General features: G+C 27.5%; 17 protein-coding genes. 9 read left to right on the plus strand and 8 right to left on the minus strand.

Annotated features, from left to right (window positions below):
* Positions 1–2 precede the first annotated feature (2 nt).
* Positions 3–1040, plus strand: a complete 1038-nt coding sequence (locus tag ACJJVK_RS12895; protein WP_405566475.1) for an AI-2E family transporter — start codon at positions 3–5, stop codon at positions 1038–1040.
* Here ACJJVK_RS12895 and ACJJVK_RS12900 read toward each other — a convergent pair.
* Together ACJJVK_RS12900 and ACJJVK_RS12905 are read right to left on the minus strand one after the other, a co-directional pair.
* Complete coding sequence (locus ACJJVK_RS12900; protein WP_405566477.1) at positions 1037–3484, minus strand: TonB-dependent receptor; 2448 nt, start codon at positions 3482–3484, stop codon at positions 1037–1039. The two genes, ACJJVK_RS12895 and ACJJVK_RS12900, sit on opposite strands and share 4 nt — an antisense overlap.
* 5 nt (positions 3485–3489) lie before the next feature.
* The gene (locus ACJJVK_RS12905) at positions 3490–5193 is read right to left on the minus strand and encodes a M23 family metallopeptidase (RefSeq protein WP_405566479.1); all 1704 of its coding nucleotides are present in this window, start codon (positions 5191–5193) and stop codon (positions 3490–3492) included.
* A gap of 145 nt (positions 5194–5338) precedes the next feature.
* Between ACJJVK_RS12905 and ACJJVK_RS12910 the strand changes: the two genes are divergently transcribed.
* The 4 genes from ACJJVK_RS12910 (at position 5339) to ACJJVK_RS12925 (ending at position 9685) form a co-directional block, all read left to right on the plus strand.
* The gene (locus ACJJVK_RS12910) at positions 5339–5629 is read left to right on the plus strand and encodes a hypothetical protein (protein ID WP_405566480.1); all 291 of its coding nucleotides are present in this window, start codon (positions 5339–5341) and stop codon (positions 5627–5629) included.
* A gap of 13 nt (positions 5630–5642) precedes the next feature.
* Entirely contained in the window at positions 5643–5936 is a 294-nt protein-coding gene (locus tag ACJJVK_RS12915; protein WP_215995587.1) for a cell division protein ZapA, read from the plus strand.
* Between the two features lie 229 nt (positions 5937–6165).
* Positions 6166–7734, plus strand: a complete 1569-nt coding sequence (gene rny, locus ACJJVK_RS12920) for a ribonuclease Y (RefSeq protein WP_215995586.1) — start codon at positions 6166–6168, stop codon at positions 7732–7734.
* A 361-nt stretch (positions 7735–8095) separates the two neighbouring features.
* Positions 8096–9685, plus strand: coding sequence for a fibronectin type III domain-containing protein (locus ACJJVK_RS12925; RefSeq protein WP_405566482.1), 1590 nt, complete (start codon positions 8096–8098; stop codon positions 9683–9685).
* A gap of 89 nt (positions 9686–9774) precedes the next feature.
* Here the strand turns inward: ACJJVK_RS12925 and xerD are convergent, their stop codons facing one another.
* Positions 9775–10671 (minus strand): site-specific tyrosine recombinase XerD, encoded by an 897-nt coding sequence (gene xerD / locus ACJJVK_RS12930; protein ID WP_405566484.1) that lies wholly within the window; start codon positions 10669–10671, stop codon positions 9775–9777.
* A gap of 42 nt (positions 10672–10713) precedes the next feature.
* Here xerD and aroQ point away from each other — a divergent pair, with 42 nt between their 5' ends.
* A complete protein-coding gene (gene aroQ, locus ACJJVK_RS12935) occupies positions 10714–11127 on the plus strand; it encodes a type II 3-dehydroquinate dehydratase (protein ID WP_405566486.1) in 414 nt (137 codons plus the stop codon).
* A 14-nt stretch (positions 11128–11141) separates the two neighbouring features.
* Here the strand turns inward: aroQ and ACJJVK_RS12940 are convergent, their stop codons facing one another.
* The 4 genes from ACJJVK_RS12940 to ACJJVK_RS12955 all read right to left on the minus strand — a co-directional run bounded on the left by ACJJVK_RS12940 (position 11142) and on the right by ACJJVK_RS12955 (position 14922).
* Positions 11142–11606 (minus strand): GNAT family N-acetyltransferase, encoded by a 465-nt coding sequence (locus ACJJVK_RS12940; protein ID WP_405566488.1) that lies wholly within the window; start codon positions 11604–11606, stop codon positions 11142–11144.
* Positions 11607–11618: 12 nt separating this feature from the next.
* The gene (locus ACJJVK_RS12945) at positions 11619–12791 is read right to left on the minus strand and encodes a DUF4105 domain-containing protein (protein WP_405566489.1); all 1173 of its coding nucleotides are present in this window, start codon (positions 12789–12791) and stop codon (positions 11619–11621) included.
* A gap of 5 nt (positions 12792–12796) precedes the next feature.
* Positions 12797–13867 carry a PorV/PorQ family protein gene (locus ACJJVK_RS12950; protein ID WP_405566491.1) on the minus strand — a complete coding sequence of 357 codons (1071 nt, stop codon included), beginning with the start codon at positions 13865–13867 and terminating at the stop codon, positions 12797–12799.
* A 74-nt stretch (positions 13868–13941) separates the two neighbouring features.
* Positions 13942–14922 (minus strand): YheT family hydrolase, encoded by a 981-nt coding sequence (locus ACJJVK_RS12955; RefSeq protein WP_405566493.1) that lies wholly within the window; start codon positions 14920–14922, stop codon positions 13942–13944.
* A 99-nt stretch (positions 14923–15021) separates the two neighbouring features.
* Between ACJJVK_RS12955 and ACJJVK_RS12960 the strand changes: the two genes are divergently transcribed.
* From ACJJVK_RS12960 to ACJJVK_RS12970, 3 genes are read left to right on the plus strand one after another with little or no spacing between them, the layout of a single operon-like run.
* A complete protein-coding gene (locus ACJJVK_RS12960) occupies positions 15022–15747 on the plus strand; it encodes a phosphatidylcholine/phosphatidylserine synthase (RefSeq protein ID WP_215995578.1) in 726 nt (241 codons plus the stop codon).
* 4 nt (positions 15748–15751) lie between these two features.
* Positions 15752–16969: an ATP-binding protein gene (locus tag ACJJVK_RS12965; RefSeq protein WP_405566495.1), complete on the plus strand. Its 1218-nt coding sequence runs from the start codon at positions 15752–15754 to the stop codon at positions 16967–16969.
* 15 nt (positions 16970–16984) lie between these two features.
* Positions 16985–17344 (plus strand): glyoxalase, encoded by a 360-nt coding sequence (locus ACJJVK_RS12970; protein WP_405566497.1) that lies wholly within the window; start codon positions 16985–16987, stop codon positions 17342–17344.
* 23 nt (positions 17345–17367) lie between these two features.
* Here the strand turns inward: ACJJVK_RS12970 and lptB are convergent, their stop codons facing one another.
* Positions 17368–18108, minus strand: coding sequence for an LPS export ABC transporter ATP-binding protein (lptB, locus tag ACJJVK_RS12975; RefSeq protein ID WP_215995575.1), 741 nt, complete (start codon positions 18106–18108; stop codon positions 17368–17370).
* Positions 18109–18138: the final 30 nt, after the last annotated feature.

Consider the following 18138-nt stretch of genomic DNA (forward strand, 5'->3'; position numbering starts at 1 on the left):
GTATGAATGATGAAAATGTAATTCCACCAAAAACCATAAGGCAAGTTTTTGTTTTATTATTAATAATTTTATTTGCTTTTCTAATTTTTAGAGAGCTTATTCCTTATTTATCAGGAGTTTTAGGAGCTATAACCATCTACGTTATTCTTAGAAGATGGATGGTTTATTTAGTTAAAAAAAAATGGAATCCGCATTTCGCCGCAATTTTTTTAATGATTTTTTCGTTTATCTGTATTCTACTACCAGTTGCTGGAATCGTTTTTATGTTAGGTAATAAAGTTGGAGAAGCAGTAGATAATTCAGAAAAAATTGCAAAGGTTGTTCAAACTCAAATGAACACCATTAAAGATAAATATAATTATGATTTAAGCTCAAGAATAAACACAAAAGAAATTTCTACATGGATTTCTGATAACTGGGAAACTTTTGCTGGTGGTACTTTCGACATTTTTATAGCTATTGGTTTAATGTATTTTATTTTGTACTATATGTTAACGAACAGAAAAGAATTACGTGTTTCTTTATATGAATATATACCTATTAGTGAGAAAAACTTAAAAATTATTGGTTCAGAATCTCAAGCTATGGTACGTTCTAATGCTATTGGTATTCCTTTAGTAGCTATTGCACAGGGTATTATTGCTCTTATAGGTTTTTTAATATTCGGAATTAAAGATCCTTTTTTCTGGTTTATAATTGTAACAGTGGGTTCTATGATTCCCTTTATAGGTACTTTAGTTGGTATTTTGCCAGTTTTTATCTTAACAATGTCTACAGGCAATAGTTTTGCAGCTTGGGGAATTTTAGTTTATGGTTTAGTAGTAGTAGGTTCTACAGATAATATTATCAGACTTTTTGTGTTAAAAAAATTAGATAATGTTCACCCACTAATTACACTAATAGGTGTTATTGTTGGTGTACCTTTATTCGGTTTTATTGGCCTTATTTTCGGGCCACTTTTAATAAGTTTATTTTTAGTTGTAGTTAGAATTTACAAAAAAGAATTTGGTGCTTTAATAGAATCTAAGAAAATACTTTAAAACTTCATAGATACTTTAAAATTTAAAACTCTACCAGTCATATAATTAGGGATTCCATATTGTGTTTTAGAATACACATCTCTAACCCAGGTATTGGTAATTGCATTCTGAATATCGAACATATTAAAAAGCTCTAAACCAGCTGTTAGTTCTTTAAATTTAGATAACCAACCAGTAGTATATTGTTTATTGGCATCAGCAAAAACATAAGAAACACCTAAATCTGCACGTCTATAGTCTCTTAAACGACTTTGAAAATCGTAAGGATCTGAGTATGCAGGAGATCCACCAGGAACTCCAGAATTATAAACTAAATTTAAATAAGCTTTTAAATCTGGTAGATTAGGTACATAATCTTGAAACAGAATTCCGAATTTAATTCGCTGATCAGAAGGTCTTGCAATATTACCTTGGTTATTAATATTTTCTTCTGTTTTTAAATAACCCAAACTTACCCAACTTTCACTTCCAGGAACAAACTCGCCATTTAAACGCATATCTAATCCATAAGCATAAGCTGTTGCAGCATTATCTGCTCTATATCTTATTCTTACATTATCTATAGAGTAAGCATTAACATCAGATAAATCTTTGTAATACATTTCAGTAGTTAACTTAAAAGGTCTGTCCCACATTGCAAAACTGTAATCCATACCTGTTACAAAATGTATAGATTTTTGGGCTTTTACATCAACGTTTAAATCACCATTAAAATCTCTTAATTCTCTGTAAGAAGGTGGTTGTGCATATAAACCTCCAGAAATTCTAAATAGCATATCTTTTTCCCAATCAGGTTTTATAGCAAATTGCAATCTTGGACTAATTATTGTTTGATTTTTAGAATCAACACCATTACCAGTAACAGCCCAACTTTGGGCTCTAATTCCTAAATTATAAAACACTTCGTGATCATTCCAGAAAGAACGTTGGTTAAATTGTACAAAACCCGAGAATCTTGTTATAGCAACATTATTGTCTTTTCTGATGGATTGATAAGGAGTAATTTCACCTTCAAAAGCTTCGTAAGGTTGATTGTTTCCTGTATGATGTGGAGGTCTAATAGAAAAGCCTAAAGAATCAATTACTTCCCATTCTCTAATTCTATCTTGTATATCTTCTTTTTGATATTTAACTCCAAAATCCCATTGTTTGTCATTATTTTTTATTGTTCCTCTAACTTGAATATTTGTAATTAAAGCATCTAAATCATTACGTGCGTGATTTAATTGAGAACCAATTCCCTGAGAAAATTCTACTTCTCCAAAATTTTCAGAACCGATATTAGAATCTACTTCACCTAAATTATATTGTGCAGCAATATCAAAATGTTCTTCTTCTTGAGTGTTGTATCTAGAAGCTGTAGTTTTTAAAGTAAAATTATCATTAACTTTATAATCTGCAGACAAAGCACCAAATAGAGTTAAATATTTGTCTTGTTCTTGACCAGAATAAAAAACAACTAATTCTAAAGGATCTGCAACTGTACCAAAACGTGTTCTTCTAGATAAAGGTTGATAATTGTAATCATTTAAAGAAAAATTACCTAGAAAACTTAATTCAAATTTATCAGAAAAATCATAGGTTAAATACGTTTGTACGTCTGTAAATTTGGGTCTAAAATTAGTTTCAATTTGTTTACTATTTACAAATAAACTGTTATCTCTATAACGAACTCCTGTAATTGTACTTAGTTTTTTGTTTAAAAACTGACCTTCGAAAGTAGCACTTCCACCTAATAAACTTGCATCTATTGTAGTTGCAGTTTCTTTTGGTTTTCTGTAAGTAATGTCTAAAACAGAAGACAATTTATCACCATATTTTGCTTGAAAGCCACCAGCAGAAAAATTAATATTCTGCACCATATTTGTGTTGATAAAACTTAAACCTTCTTGTTGGCCAGATCTAATTAAAAAAGGTCTGTAAACTTCAATACCATTAACGTAAACTAGATTTTCATCAAAATTACCACCTCTAACATTGTATTGCGTACTTAATTCATTATTGTTATTTACACCTGCAAACGTCATTAAAGTATTTTCTACACCAGCATTTGGTCCAATCGTGTTTTTAACAGTTTTTATATCTATAGATTCAATGCCTGATGCTTCTTTTCTAATATCTTTTACAACTATTTCGTTTAATTTTTCTGTTTTTAAAATTAGAGTAGGTGAGTATCTAATTATATTTCTATTTTTTGCAGTAATAAATTTTGTGATTGTTCTATAAGAAACGTGACTGTAAATAATTGTTATTTCTTTATCTAAAGGAATTCTAATAGAATAATTACCATTTATATCTGTTGATGTTCCTGTATTATTAAATTTTATTGATACATTTTCTATAGGTTCTTTTTTACTGTTTTTAATAGTACCTTTTAAAATAGTAGTTTTTTGAGCAATTAAAAAACTTGGGATAAAGAGTAGAAATAAGAATGTTTTTTTCACAAAAATTAGTTTATTTGTTTCTTAAAGAACGTTGCAGATAACTCATTCGTATTTCCAACATTGTCTGATACTACAAGTTTAAAGATATGTTTGCTACCTACCAATTTTTTATCACTAAAATTATAGGTTAAAATTCTTTTTTTATGATTGTATTGCATTAAAACCCATTCACCATCAATAGTAGCCCTCCAGTTTTTAATACCAGAACCAATATCGCTAATTTTCACTTTTATTGTCTTAGAGTTACTTATCCATTGTTGGTCTTTAAAATATAGCAATTTAATTTTGGGTTTTATAGAATCTATTGCTAAGGTATAATTGCCTAAAATTTTAGTTGTTGTATAAAACGTACTATCTTTTTTTCTGGTATAATTATATCTTGGATATTTAGGATACTCTAAATTGGCAATATACATTTGCTGTTTTTCTTTTTTAGAATATTTAGAGACGTTAAAAGTAAGCGTAAAACTTTTATTTAGTGGTACAGTTGGGTTATGAATTTTGGCAATGTTTTTATCAACCTTAAAATCTAAGTACAAATCGTTATAAAAAGTGTTTTTAGGAAATGCAATAGTAACATCATCTTTACTAAATTTATGAAAGTTTTTAGCTACAACTTTATAATTCGTAGTGTCAGCTTTAGAACTAAAAATAGCATTACTCTCTTTACCAGAAACAGGAATTTTTATAGAACTTTTATTGCCTGCAAAATCTTTAGCAATAATTTCTATAGTATAATTAAAACCTTTTTGTATGTTTATTTTACCATTATTAATCAACTTTTCATAGGTTGATAATTTATTAGCAGTTTCTTTATGAGTTTTTTGATAACGTCTTTTGTATTTTTTATAATGCTCGTAATCAATATGTAAATTTAAGTATTTGCTTTCTGCAAAAGAAAAAGTTTCTACATCATGATAATAAAAACGTTTGCCATTTACGAACATTTCTAAACTGAAAATTCCGTTTTTATTAGGCACACCATTAAAACGATCAAAAACGCTTACACCAAAACTTATATAACCACTTGCTGTAATTTTATCAGCAATATAATTTCCATTTCCAATACTTTTTATGGGAATTTGAAAACTCTTTTTTTGTTGATTAATTCTAGCGTCTGTACTTAAAGTATATCCTTTTAAAGACTGGAAGGTAGGTGTTTTAGTATCTTGTACTTTTATACCAAACAACAAAGGGTTTATAATTTTTTCTGATGCTGTATCTCTAATTTCGAAATGTAAATGCGGTCCACCAGAACCACCTGTATCACCAGAATAAGCTAAAAGATCCCCTTTTTGTAAAGGAAATTTATCTTCTTTAAAAAAAAGGTTTCCTGTATTATAATCTTCTTTTTTGTATTGTACACTTTTAACGTAAGCTTCTATTTCATCATTAAATTTACTTAAATGCCCATAAACGGTTGTAAATCCATTTGGGTGAGTTACATAAATAGCTTTGCCATAACCAAATTGTTGTACTTTAATTCTAGATACATAACCATCTGCTGCTGCAAAAACTTTTAAACCTTCTTTACCTTGGGTTTTAATATCTAAACCTGCGTGAAAATGGTTGCTTCTTAATTCACCAAAAGAACCAGAAAGAAAAATAGGTATATCTAAAGGATTTCTAAAATAATCTGTTGGATATTTCTTTTGAGAAAATGTAATTAAATTAAACACTAAAAATGAGAATAATGTGAATTGTTTCAAAAGGCAAAATTTTACGTAAAAATAATAAAAAACATTCTTTTGGTAATTTGTTTAGCTTCAATGTATTAGTAAAAAAGTAATAAAATGTTGTAAAATTTAAAACAGAATGTTAACTTTGTAAGAATAGTTTATTCTAATAAGTGAAATGAGTAATACATTAGAAGCAATTGAATTACTAGAAAAAACGTTGAAAAACTTACTTTCTAATTACGAGTTTTTAAAACAAGAAAATGAAATATTGCTTCAAAATAATACACAATTACAACATCAGCTAATAGAATTAAAGCAAGTTTATATTAATCAAACCAAAGAATTCGATTTGCTTAAAATTGCAAAAACTATTGAAGGCAGTAGTACAAATACAAAAGATACAAAACTGAAAATAAATTCATTGATTAGAGAAATTGATAAATGTATAATTCAGTTACAAGAATAAAGTTCTTTTTATTGTGAGTCATAAACTAAAGATTAATATTGTAATTGCTGGTAGAACTTATCCTTTAAGTGTAAATAACATTAAAGAAGAAGAGGGTATGCGTAAAGCTGCTAACGCAATTAATAAGTTAATTTCTATGTATGAGCAAAATTATGCAGTTAGCGATAAACAAGATGTTTTAGCAATGTCTGCATTACAATTTGCATCAAAATTAGAAATGCTATCTTTGCAAAAGACCGATAATAAAGAGGAAGAAATACAAAAGCTAAATGAACTTACCAATTTGGTAAATACTCATTTAGAATAAGTTCTTTAAAATACATTAACAACACACTGCCTACGTTAGTAATTGTTTATTAAACTCAACACTATTCTATTATGAAGGATGAGTCTTAACTACTATAGCATGCCATAGTTGCTGAATTTATTTCAGTACCAAGTTGGATCCTTGAACAGTTAGTTAGTCCTATAAATGTCATTTTGGAGTTTAAAAACCTAATCTAATGTAGGCTTTTTTTATATATAAATTTTAAATTATGGATGGAATGGTACTACCCACTATTATGGGAGTTTTAGTAGGGATAGCAGTAGGCTTTTTAATTTTTAAGGCCTTAGAAAAATCAAGAGGAAAGAAAATTCTTGATGGTACAAGAAAAGAAGCTGCAACAATTTTAAAAGAAGCTAAAATTGATGCAGAATCAGTAAAAAAAGATAAAATTTTACAAGCAAAAGAAAAATTTATTGAGTTAAAATCTGAGCATGAAAAAGTAATCTTAACAAGAGAGAAAAAGATTTCTGATGTAGAAAAGAGAATTAGAGATAGAGAATCTAAAGTAGCATCAGAGGTAGATAAAAATAAGCGTTTAAATCAATCTTTAGAAAGTAAAGAAAAAGATTATAATTTTAAATTAGATTTCTTAGAAAAGAAAGAAGGTGATTTAGAAAAAATGCATAAACGTCATGTAGACATGCTAGAGCAAATTTCTGGTTTATCTGCAGAAGAAGCTAAAAAAGAATTGGTTGCATCGTTAAAAGATGAAGCTAAAACAGAAGCAATGGCTTTTGTACAAACTTCTATAGAAGAAGCAAAATTAACAGCAGAACAAGAAGCAAGAAAAGTTGTTTTAGGTACTATACAAAGAGTAGGTGTAGAGCAAGCTGTAGAAAATTGTGTATCTGTTTTTAACTTAGAGTCTGATGATGTTAAAGGTAGAATTATTGGTAGAGAAGGACGTAATATTAGAGCTTTAGAGTCTGCAACTGGTGTAGAAATTATTGTTGATGATACGCCTGAAGCAATTATTTTATCTTGTTTTGATCCTGTACGTAGAGAAATTGCACGTTTGGCAATGCACAAATTGGTAACAGATGGTAGAATACACCCAGCAAGAATTGAAGAAGTTGTAAAGAAAACAGAAAAGCAAATTAACCAAGAAATTATAGAAGTTGGTAAAAGAACTGTAATAGATTTAGGTATTCACGGTTTGCATCCAGAGCTTATTAAAGCTGTAGGTAGAATGAAATATCGTTCTTCTTATGGGCAGAACTTATTACAACACTCACGTGAAGTATCTAATCTTTGTGGAATTATGGCTTCTGAAATGGGTATTAATGCTAAGTTGGCTAAAAGAGCAGGTTTATTGCATGATATTGGTAAAGTACCAGATGCAGAAAGCGAATTACCTCACGCATTATTAGGTATGCAATGGGCTGAGAAATATGGTGAAAAAGGTGAAGTTTGTAATGCTATTGGTGCTCACCATGATGAAATAGAAATGAAGAGTTTATTGTCGCCAATTGTACAAGTTTGTGATGCAATTTCTGGGGCAAGGCCAGGTGCTAGACGTCAGGTATTAGATTCTTATATACAACGTTTAAAAGACTTAGAAGCAATAGCTTTTGGTTTTAATGGTGTGCAAAAAGCGTATGCTATTCAAGCTGGTCGTGAATTAAGAGTTATGGTAGAAAGCACCAAAGTAAATGATGCTAAAGCCTCTGAATTATCTTTTAGTATTTCGCAAAAAATACAGAATGATATGACTTATCCAGGTCAAGTAAAAGTTACTGTAATTAGAGAAACTAGAGCTGTAAATGTAGCTAAATAATTTTTTTATTTACATTATTAATATAAAACCTTGAGTATATACTCAAGGTTTTTTTGTGTTTTTAGATTAATTATATGTTATAAAAAGAATAGATATTTCTTTTTGGCTAATAATAAATTATGACAATAATAAAGTTTTACAACCAATTCGTTAACTTTTAAAAAACATTGATTTCACTTTTAAATTCTTCTTTTGTAGTTATTACTTATATAACATTGGTGAAATTTCTTTATTGTTGATATATAGGTAAATAAATTATTACAGGAAAAAGATATAATTATTTATGAGGCTGAAATTAGTGGCTAAAATAATAATTTATATGACCGTAATTTTATTGCAGTCTTATTTTTAATTTTATAAAATGATGAAAAAAAATAGAGTTTTAAGTATCTTCTTTTTATTTATAGTTCAGTTTTTAATAGCTCAAAAGATTGAAATTAAACCATATTTACAAGATGCAGAACCAACATCAATCAAAATTATGTGGCAAACAGATTTTGGTGAAGAATCTATTGTTTACTGGGGTTTAACAGAAAATAAATTAAAAAATAAAACTATTGGTACTGCTTTCGATATAAATTTTACTGATAAAAGAGTACATGAAGTTACTATTACTGGTTTAAAAAGATTTACAACTTATTATTATAAAGTTCAAACTGGCAAAGCTGTATCAAAAATTTATCAATTTAAAACTCCACCATTTGCAGGTGAATCTAAAAAAATAAATTTAGTTGCAATGAGTGATATGCAATACGATTCGCAGTATCCAACTAAATTTACAGAGATTGTAGAAGAAGGAGTATTGGCTTATTTTGATAAAAATTATAAAGGCGATATTTCAGACAATTTAGCAATGGTTGTAATTCCTGGAGATTTGGTGGTTACTGGTTCTGTTTTTAGTCAATGGCAAGAACATTTCTTTAAACAATCAGAAAAATTATTTTCTAATGTACCAGTTTATCCAGTGCCAGGAAATCATGAAAGAAATTCAGACTTTTATTTTAAATATTTCAGTTTGCCAAAAAACGGAAGCCCAGAATATGCAGAACATTGGTGGTTTAAAGATTACGCAAATACAAGAATTATTGGTTTAGATTCAAATAATGGTTATAGAGATATTAAAGAACAACTAGAATGGTTAAAAGAATTGCTAGATAAAACTGCCAAAAATGATAAAATTGATTTTGTTTTTGCACAATTGCATCATCCTCATAAATCTGAACTATGGATTCCTGGAGAAGAAGATTTTTCTGGTAAAGTAGTAAAGTTATTAGAAACATTTAGCAAGGTATCTAACAAGCCAAGTTTGCATTTTTTTGGTCATACACATGGTTATTCTAGAGGGCAATCTAAAGAACACAAACATCTTTGGGTAAATGTAGCTTCTGCTGGTGGTGCCATTGACAATTGGGGAGAGTTTGAAGGTAGAGATTATGATGAGTTTACAGTTACTCAAGATGAATATGGTTTTGTTTTAGCAACTATAGATACAGATAAAGAAAACCCTTCTTTTACTTTAAAAAGAATAAGTAGAGGAAATAATGTAAAATTTAGAGATAATGAATTAAGAGATAGCATAACTGTTTTTAAGAAAACAATTCAGCCTAAAACTCCAATTTTGGTAGATTTAGATTTAAAAAATCATCCAATTCATAAAATGTTTATTAAAGCCAATGATTTTAAAAGTGATAAAAAAGATGCTTTTCATGCAGCTTCTAATTGGCAAGTATCAACAACAGCAGATTTTTCTAAAATTATTTACAATTCTTGGAAACAACATGAAAACTGGTATTATAAAGAAAACAGACAAAAAAATGATGATTTAACAGATGAGATTATTGATAGAAAATTAAGTAACGAAACTATATATTATGTAAGAGTTCGTTATAGAGATCAGTTTTTAAATTGGAGTGATTGGTCTGTTGTAAAATATTTTAAAACAGTTAAGTAACTTAATAGTTAAAAGGATGATTTTAAAACATTTTTCAGGTTATAATAGAATCATTTTTTTAGAAAGACCTTTGTTTTAAAGGTCTTTTTTCATTTTCTAGGATGATAAGTTTCTACAACTTCTCTTAAATAACTTCTATCTAAATGCACATAGACTTCTGTAGTTGTAATACTTTCATGACCTAACATTTGCTGAATTGCTCTTAAATCTGCACCGTTTTTAAGTAAATGAGTCGCAAAAGAATGGCGTAAAGTATGTGGACTAATTTTTTTATTTAAATTGATTTCTACAGCTAGGTTTTTTAAAATTGTAAAAATCATTTGTCTGGTTAAGCCATTTCCTCTTCTATTTAAAAACAAAGTATCTTCAAAACCTTTTTTAGGATTTAAATGACTTCTAATATCGTTTATATAAAAAGAAATATATTTTTGTGCATTATAATGTATGGGTATAAAACGTTCTTTATTTCCTTTACCAGTAACTTTTATAAAACCCTCTTCAAAAAATAAATCAGAAATTTTTAAGGTGATAAGTTCGCTTACTCGTAAACCACAACTGTACATTGTTTCTATAATTGTTCTATTTCTTTCTCCTTGAGGATGACTTAAATCTATTGCAGAAATTAGTTGGTTTATTTCATCTTCGGATAAAGTATCTGGTAATTTTCTACCAATTTTAGGAGCTTCAATTAAATCAGTTGGGTTTGTTTTTCTATAATCTTCAAAAATTAAATAATCAAAAAAACTACGTAAACCAGAAATAATTCTTGCCTGACTTCTAGGATTTACTTTTTTAGCAACTTCATAAATAAATTGTTGTACAAGGCTTTGATCTATAGAAATAGGAGAGGAGTCAATTTCATTATCTTTTAAAAATAATGTCAATTTTTCTAAATCTCTAGTATAACTATCAATTGTATTTTGAGATAAACCTCTCTCAATTTTTAAGAATAATTGATAATCTCTAATTGCGTTTTGCCATTTCATTTGCTAAAAATAAAGTTTATATTTACAACTTAAAGTGTTTTTATGAAACTTATAATTATAAACGGACCAAACTTAAACCTTTTAGGAAAACGTGAACCAGAAATTTACGGATCTGAAACTTTCGAAGATTTTTTTAGAGACTTGCAATTAAAGTTTACAAACGTAGAATTGTCTTATTTTCAATCTAATATAGAAGGTGAACTAATTGATAAATTACATGAAGTTGGTTTCGATTACGATGGAATTATTTTAAACGCTGCAGCTTATACACATACCTCTGTTGCAATAGGAGATGCTGTAAAAGCAATAAATGCTCCTGTTATAGAATTACATATTTCTAATACACACGCTCGCGAAGAATTTAGACATAAAAGTTTTATTGCATCTGCTGCAAAAGGTGTTTTGTTTGGTTTTGGTTTAAAAGGCTATGAATTAGCGATACAAAGTTTTATTTAATGCTAATTTTTTTACTATAATTCTAAAATCATTTTAATGTCGGAACGTTCGTAATGTGAGTTTTCTTCTACAGGAATTTCTTTAAAACCCATTTTTTTGTACAAATTAATTGCAGGTACTAAACTTCTATGTGAATATAATGTAATGCTTTTCCAGTTTTGCTTTTTTGCAAAATCTATAGAAAACTCCATTAGTTTTAAACCAATTTTTAAACCTTGAAATTGAGGATTAACTGCCATTTTACTCAATTCATAAAAAGATTTTTGGTTGATGATTGAAACAACACCCACAATTTCATTATTGTATTTTGCAAAAAAGATAAATCCTCCAGGATCTATAACGTATTTTTTAGGATTGCTTAAAACCTTTTCATCATAAGGTTCTACATAAAAATATTTCTTTAGCCATTCTACATTTAAATCATAAAAATGAGTGGCATATTTTTCTTCAAAAGGAATAATTTCTAACTTATAATTCATCTAAAAAACTTTTTATTTTTTATAAAATGATGTTAAAAATAAATATCGAACTAAAAGTAAAACTAATAAAGGAATTACAGCTAATGGAAATAATTGAATTTTTAAAACCCATAAAAATGGAATTAAAAGCAATAAACCTAACAATATTTTAAAGTAAGTATGTATCCATTTAGGCTGATTTTTTTTGAATAATAGAAAAGCAATAATTAAATTAGGAGCAAAGGCCCATAAAAAATTAAAGTTATTAGGTGTTGTAGAATGATCTGTAAAAAACCATAAAAACAGAATTAATACTCCAACAATTCCTGATATAAAAAGTAAGGTGAAATCTAATAATCTAGTTCTTTTATAATTTTTAAAATCTTTGTAAGTAATAAAAAGACCAATAAAAGCAATAATACTAAAAATTACAAATGGATTTAATATGGAAACTTTTTGTTCTATTTCTTCGTAATCTAATAATATAATTTCTTTTTTAACTAGTTTTTTTGGTTGGTTATCAATAAATAAAGAACTGTTTTTAAATATTTTATATACATAATCAGGTAAATACATATATTCTTCTGATGTTGCTTTTTTATCTAATTTACTACCTAAAGCTAAATTAATTCCGAAATTACCCCACGTGTTCCAGTAAATTTCTTTGTTCATCAATTGTCTAAAGGATAGGTTTTTTTCAATTTTATCATCATTAAAAGCAACTCGATCTCCTAAAACAGAAGTTGTAATATCTCTTAATTTAGAAGCACAATTATTATAAAAAGGGTCATAATAATAATTTGCATTTTTAGGTAATGCGTTATTTTCTAAATATTTGAAAAAGGCTTGTTTTTCTTGTTGCGTTAAATTTAAAACTTGTTGTTTTACCCAACGTTTATCTCTTTTATAACTCGCTAAGAAATACTTAAAATCGTATCGAGCCAATTTATACAATAATTTACCTTTTGTAAAGTTTGCATAAAAATTAGGTTGATTAAAATCGAACATTCCATAATTATAAATTAAATCTAGTTGTAAAACAGGATCTTTAATTCGAATAGCAGAATGCCCAAAAGCTTCATATAATTCTGTTCCTGGCCCAGCAGTTATTATACTTACTTCAGAATATACAGAAAGGTTAACTTGCGCATTTATAGGTTTTATCAGCAATAAAAAAAAGAGTAATAGTGAGTGTTTTTTTTTCATCAGTTTTAATTTCTAAAGAAACTATAATCGAAAGTAATAGAGAAAATATTAGAAAATAATGCATTACCAACACTACCAATATTGGTTAAAGCATAATCTACTTGAATGCCTTTATAGTTAAAACCAACTCCAAAATTTGGCTGTACAGAAAGTGATTTACCATCGTTAAACTCTGTAATGTATTGAAAATTACCTACACCTAAACGTAAATAAACCAACTTGTCGTAATCTAATTGAAAACCAACAGCAGGATCTATACTACCCATTTTTGATGAAAAAATATCATTAGATTGTTCAAAACGAATGTTTAAATCTACTTCAGAAAGTAAGTTTAAATAACGACCAACTCTCCATTCTTTGGCAACACCAACTTGTATTTTAGGTTTAGTAACTTCAGTAGTTTCTGGTAATTCTTGATTTTGACCAGGAATTGCATTTTTAATTTTATCAAATTCGTCTTCATTAATAGCCCAACTATTAAAAGTTGTGGTAATATCTCTGGCCATTAAACCAAATTTCCAAGAATTTCTTTCGAATTGCAAACCTGCATCAAATCCAAAACCCCAAGAACTAGCAAATTCACCAATAATTCTACGAACAATTTTAGCATTTACTCCAAATTTTACATCCTTAAAAATTAAATTTCTAGCATAAGCAATATTAAATGCATAATCTGCTGCAGAAAAAAGGCTAATTCTATTAAAATCAATATTACCTTCACTATCAATTAATTGTGTAGTGTTCAAAATATCATCAACACCAAAACGAATTACAGAAATTCCCAAAGCACTTTCGTAATCTATTGGCATTGCAAAAGCTGCGTGATTGTAATTAGCAATGCCTGCAAAATAAGAAGCGTGCATTAATGAACCTTGATAATCTTCTATACCCACCAAACCAGCAGGGTTCCAGTAAGTTGCGTTTACATTATTTGTGGTTGCAACAACAGCTTTACTCATTCCTAGAGCAGCAGCATCAACCCCAATATTTAAAAATTCATTGGAGTAGTTTCTAAATACTTGTGCATTTAAAAACAGTGGAAAAATAATTAAAATAAGTAAAAATTTATATTTCAATAGCTTATAATTTATCAATAACAAATATCTTAAATCCTATTAAATTAACTATTGTTTTTGGTAGATATTGTTTATTAAATATCAATCTGTATATTTTCTTTTATAAAACGATAAATTCTGTGCTCTAACCAATTATTTTCATTGGGTTTAAATGATGTCATAAAACCACAATGACCACCATATTTTGTTTCTTCTAAAAAGAAATAATCAGAATTTTCTGCTTCTTTGTAAGGATAACATTCAGTTGATAAAAAAGTGTCGTCTTTAGCGTTAATTAGTAAAGTTGGCTTTTTAATTTTAGGTAAATAAGGTTTTGAGCTTGCTTTTTGCCAATAATCTTCTGGACTATCAAAACCAAAAACAGGCACAGTATATAAATATTCTAAATCTTTAAATTTTGTTGCTTTAAATAACTTGTCCTTATCTAATTTATAATCTGGAAACTTATGAGATTTTTCTAAAATCTTATTTTTCATGGTTTTAAAAAACACTTCCATATATAACTTGTTTTTTAATTTATCTAGCTCTTTTTCAGAACTTTCAATATCAATAGGAACAGAAACTGCAATTCCCCCTTTAATTTTTGCAGATATTCCATCACTTTTTTCTCCTATATATTTAAGTGTTAAATTACCACCCAAACTAAAACCAATAATTATTATATTTTTGTAATTATAGTTTTCTAAAAGATGATTAATTACAAAATCTACATCTTCCGTTTTTCCACTATGATAAGTACTTAATAGTAAATTATCTTCTCCACTACAACCTCTTAAATTAAAACAAACAGTATCTATTTTATTATTATTTAGGTTATTAGTGTTAGATGCAATATATTTTGATTCAGAACTACCTTCTAAACCATGTATTAACAAAACCAAAGTGTTAGAACCTACAACAGAAAAATCTAAATCTATAAAATCGTTATCCCAAGTAACAACTCTTTTTCTAGTATAAATTGCTTTATCCTTCATAAAAAGTGGTCTGTACATTGTGTTAAAATGACCATTTCTAAAAGGAATTGTAGGTAAAAAGTTAGATGATAATATTGGCATATATTTTCTGTAGTCTTACAAATATCTTAAATAAATAACAATTTAGAAAATAGACTAATTATGATTTCTTATTTTAGCTTTTAATTGAAGCTTTTTTAGATGAAAATTATAGAGTATATACCTAATTTATTAACACTAGGTAATCTTTTTTGTGGTACAGTTGCAGCTATTTATGCTGTAGAAGAAGATTTTGTTAACGCTAGTATATTTGTATTAACTGGAATTTTATTTGATTTTTTTGATGGTTTTGCTGCACGTTTATTAAAAGTAACAGGAGAGTTAGGTAAGCAACTAGATTCTTTGGCAGACATGGTTACAAGTGGTGTTGTACCTGGTATTATTATGTTAAAATTAATTCAGAATAATTTGCTTAAAGACTTTAATACTATTGATAATTCGTTTTTTGATGTTTCTTTAATAGGTTTAATATTAACTTTAGGAGCCTGTTATAGGCTTGGTAAATTTAATATTGATACTAGACAAACAGATTCTTTTATTGGTTTACCAACACCAGCAATGTGTTTATTTGTAATATCATTACCTTTAATTCAAGAATATTCTGATATAGAATTTATTAATAATTTAATTCATAATAATTATTTTTTAATTGCTATAACATGGGTTTTAACTTATTTAATGAATGCAGATATACCTCTATTTTCATTAAAATTTAAAGACTATTCTTTAAAAAATAATTGGGTAACCTATTTATTTTTAACATTTTCTTTAGTGTTAATTTTGTTAATAAATTACTTGTCAATACCTATTATTATTACCTTGTACATTCTTTTATCAATAATAAAAAATTTAACCCCCAAAATTTAATATTATGGAGTCAGCAGAAATTCCTAAAAATGAAGTAGATAGATTACAAGCTTTAGAAGATTATAAAATAATAGATACTTTACCAGAAGACGATTATGATGCACTTTCAAAAATTGCATCTAGTATTTGTAATACTCCAATTGCCTTAATTTCTTTAATTGATGAAAAAAGACAGTGGTTTAAATCTCATCATGGAGTAGATGCAACAGAAACACCAAGAGAATTGGCATTTTGTGCACATAGTATTTTAAACCCAGATGAGTTATTTATTGTTAATGATGCTACAAAAGATGAACGTTTTTATGATAATCCTTTAACTACTGAAGATCCGAATGTAATTTTTTATGCTGGGGCACCATTAAAATCGCCAGAAGGTTATCCTTTAGGAACTTTATGTGTAATTGATAATAAGCCTAACAACTTAAATGATTCTCAAAAAGAAGCTTTACAACTTTTAGCAAAACAAGTAATTAGCCTTTTAGAGTTAAGAAAAAAAAATAATGAACTTAAAAAAGCAAGTAATAAAACAGAAAAGTTAAACGAACGCTTAAATGATTTTGCTTATCGTTTAACACATGATTTAAAATCGCCAATAAATGGAGTTAACTTTTTATTAGATGTTTTAAATGAAGATCATGGAAATTTGTTTAAAAATACTGAAGCTGAATCACATATAAGTTTAATTTCTAATAGAATGGTTTATATGGGTACTTTAATAGATGATATTTTAGAATATACTAAAGTTAACACAGAAAATATTGTTTATGAAGATATTAATATTAAAATGTATTTAGATAGTATCATTAAAAATATAGATTTTGAAAACAAAATATATTTAAATTCTGATGCTTTAGATACTTCTATTAAAAGCTCTAAAATTGGTTTTGTACAAGTTTTTCAGAACTTAATATCAAATTCTAGAAAATATTCTGATGAAGAAAAAGTAGAACTAGAAATTGATTTTAAAGAAACTGCAGAGCATTATCATTTTATTTACAGAGATAATGGGCCAGGTATAGCACAAAAATACTGGAGTAAAGTTTTTGAAATGTTCGAAACTTTAAACAACACCAATAGTCAAAATACGGGTATTGGTTTGGCTACAGTAAAATCTATAATTAAAAGACTAGGAGGAGAAATTTTCTTGCAAAATAGAGAAGATGGTAAAAAAGGAGTGTGTTTCTTTTTTCATTTTTCTAAAAAAGAAGTAATTGAACAATAATATTATTTAAAAATAATGTTTAAATCTATAAGAACATTTATTGGAGCTAAAGATTTTGAATCTTCTAGTAACTTCTATAAAGATTTAGGCTTTTTAGAAATAAAATTATCTACTAATTTATCTGTTTTTAAGGTTGATGAAAAGTTAAGTTTTTATTTACAAAAAGCATATGTAAAAGATTGGGTAGATAATTCAATGCTCTTTTTAGAAGTAGAGGATTTAGAGCTTTATTTAGCTGAAATAAAAAATAAAAATCTTACAAAAAAATATCCAAAGGTTAAACTTTCTGAAATTGTTAAAAATGATTGGGGACAAGAATTTTTTTTACACGATCCTTCTGGTATTCTTTGGCATATAGGATGTTTCAATAAATAGAAAAACAAAATGTAAAAGAATTTCTATTGAAATATTTTCTTCTTTTTTAACTCAAAGTCTTTACCTAAATACACTTTACGAACCATTTCATCTGCAGCTAATTCTTCTGGAGTACCTTCTTTTAAGATACTACCATTATACATTAAATAAGTTTTGTCTGTAATAGCTAAAGTTGCTTGCACATCATGATCTGTAATTAAAATACCAATATTTTTGTTTTTTAATTGTGCAACAATACTTTGTATATCTTCTACAGCAATTGGGTCTACACCTGCAAAAGGTTCATCTAACAAAATAAAATTTGGGTCAGAGGCTAAACAACGTGCAATTTCTGTTCTTCTTCTTTCACCACCAGAAAGTAAATCGCCTCTATTCTTACGAACATGACCAATATTAAATTCTTCGATTAAAGATTCTAACTTAATTTTCTGTTCTTTTTTAGATAAACCTGTAAATTGCAATACAGACATAATGTTATCTTCTACAGACAATTTTCTAAAAACAGAAGCTTCTTGTGCTAAATAACCAATACCTTTTTGTGCACGTTGGTACATGGCATCTTTAGTTATTTCTTCATCATTTAAGTAAATATGGCCTTCATTAGGTTTAACCATACCAACAATCATATAAAACGAAGTTGTTTTACCAGCTCCATTTGGTCCTAAAAGTCCAATAATTTCACCTTGCTGAACTTCTAAAGAAATGCCCTTTACAACTTTTCTACTTCCATAAAGTTTTTGAATATTTTCTGCTTTTAAAATCATTTTATCAAAAATATATAATTGTTTGAACTG

The sequence above is a fragment of the Polaribacter sp. Asnod6-C07 genome (genome assembly GCF_045063625.1).
GTDB classification, from domain to species: Bacteria; Bacteroidota; Bacteroidia; order Flavobacteriales; family Flavobacteriaceae; genus Polaribacter; species Polaribacter vadi_A.

What these genes read in the sequence shown, in the direction of transcription:
- ACJJVK_RS12895 (WP_405566475.1), top strand. Translation starts at nt 3, where the DNA reads ATGAATGATGAAAATGTAATTCCACCAAAAACCATAAGGCAAGTTTTT.
- ACJJVK_RS12910 (WP_405566480.1), top strand. Translation starts at nt 5,339, where the DNA reads ATGAGTAATACATTAGAAGCAATTGAATTACTAGAAAAAACGTTGAAA.
- rny (WP_215995586.1), top strand. Translation starts at nt 6,166, where the DNA reads ATGGATGGAATGGTACTACCCACTATTATGGGAGTTTTAGTAGGGATA.
- ACJJVK_RS12925 (WP_405566482.1), top strand. Translation starts at nt 8,096, where the DNA reads ATGATGAAAAAAAATAGAGTTTTAAGTATCTTCTTTTTATTTATAGTT.
- xerD (WP_405566484.1), bottom strand. Translation starts at nt 10,671, where the DNA reads ATGAAATGGCAAAACGCAATTAGAGATTATCAATTATTCTTAAAAATT.
- aroQ (WP_405566486.1), top strand. Translation starts at nt 10,714, where the DNA reads ATGAAACTTATAATTATAAACGGACCAAACTTAAACCTTTTAGGAAAA.
- ACJJVK_RS12940 (WP_405566488.1), bottom strand. Translation starts at nt 11,606, where the DNA reads ATGAATTATAAGTTAGAAATTATTCCTTTTGAAGAAAAATATGCCACT.
- ACJJVK_RS12945 (WP_405566489.1), bottom strand. Translation starts at nt 12,791, where the DNA reads ATGAAAAAAAAACACTCACTATTACTCTTTTTTTTATTGCTGATAAAA.
- ACJJVK_RS12955 (WP_405566493.1), bottom strand. Translation starts at nt 14,922, where the DNA reads ATGCCAATATTATCATCTAACTTTTTACCTACAATTCCTTTTAGAAAT.
- ACJJVK_RS12960 (WP_215995578.1), top strand. Translation starts at nt 15,022, where the DNA reads ATGAAAATTATAGAGTATATACCTAATTTATTAACACTAGGTAATCTT.
- ACJJVK_RS12965 (WP_405566495.1), top strand. Translation starts at nt 15,752, where the DNA reads ATGGAGTCAGCAGAAATTCCTAAAAATGAAGTAGATAGATTACAAGCT.
- ACJJVK_RS12970 (WP_405566497.1), top strand. Translation starts at nt 16,985, where the DNA reads ATGTTTAAATCTATAAGAACATTTATTGGAGCTAAAGATTTTGAATCT.
- lptB (WP_215995575.1), bottom strand. Translation starts at nt 18,108, where the DNA reads ATGATTTTAAAAGCAGAAAATATTCAAAAACTTTATGGAAGTAGAAAA.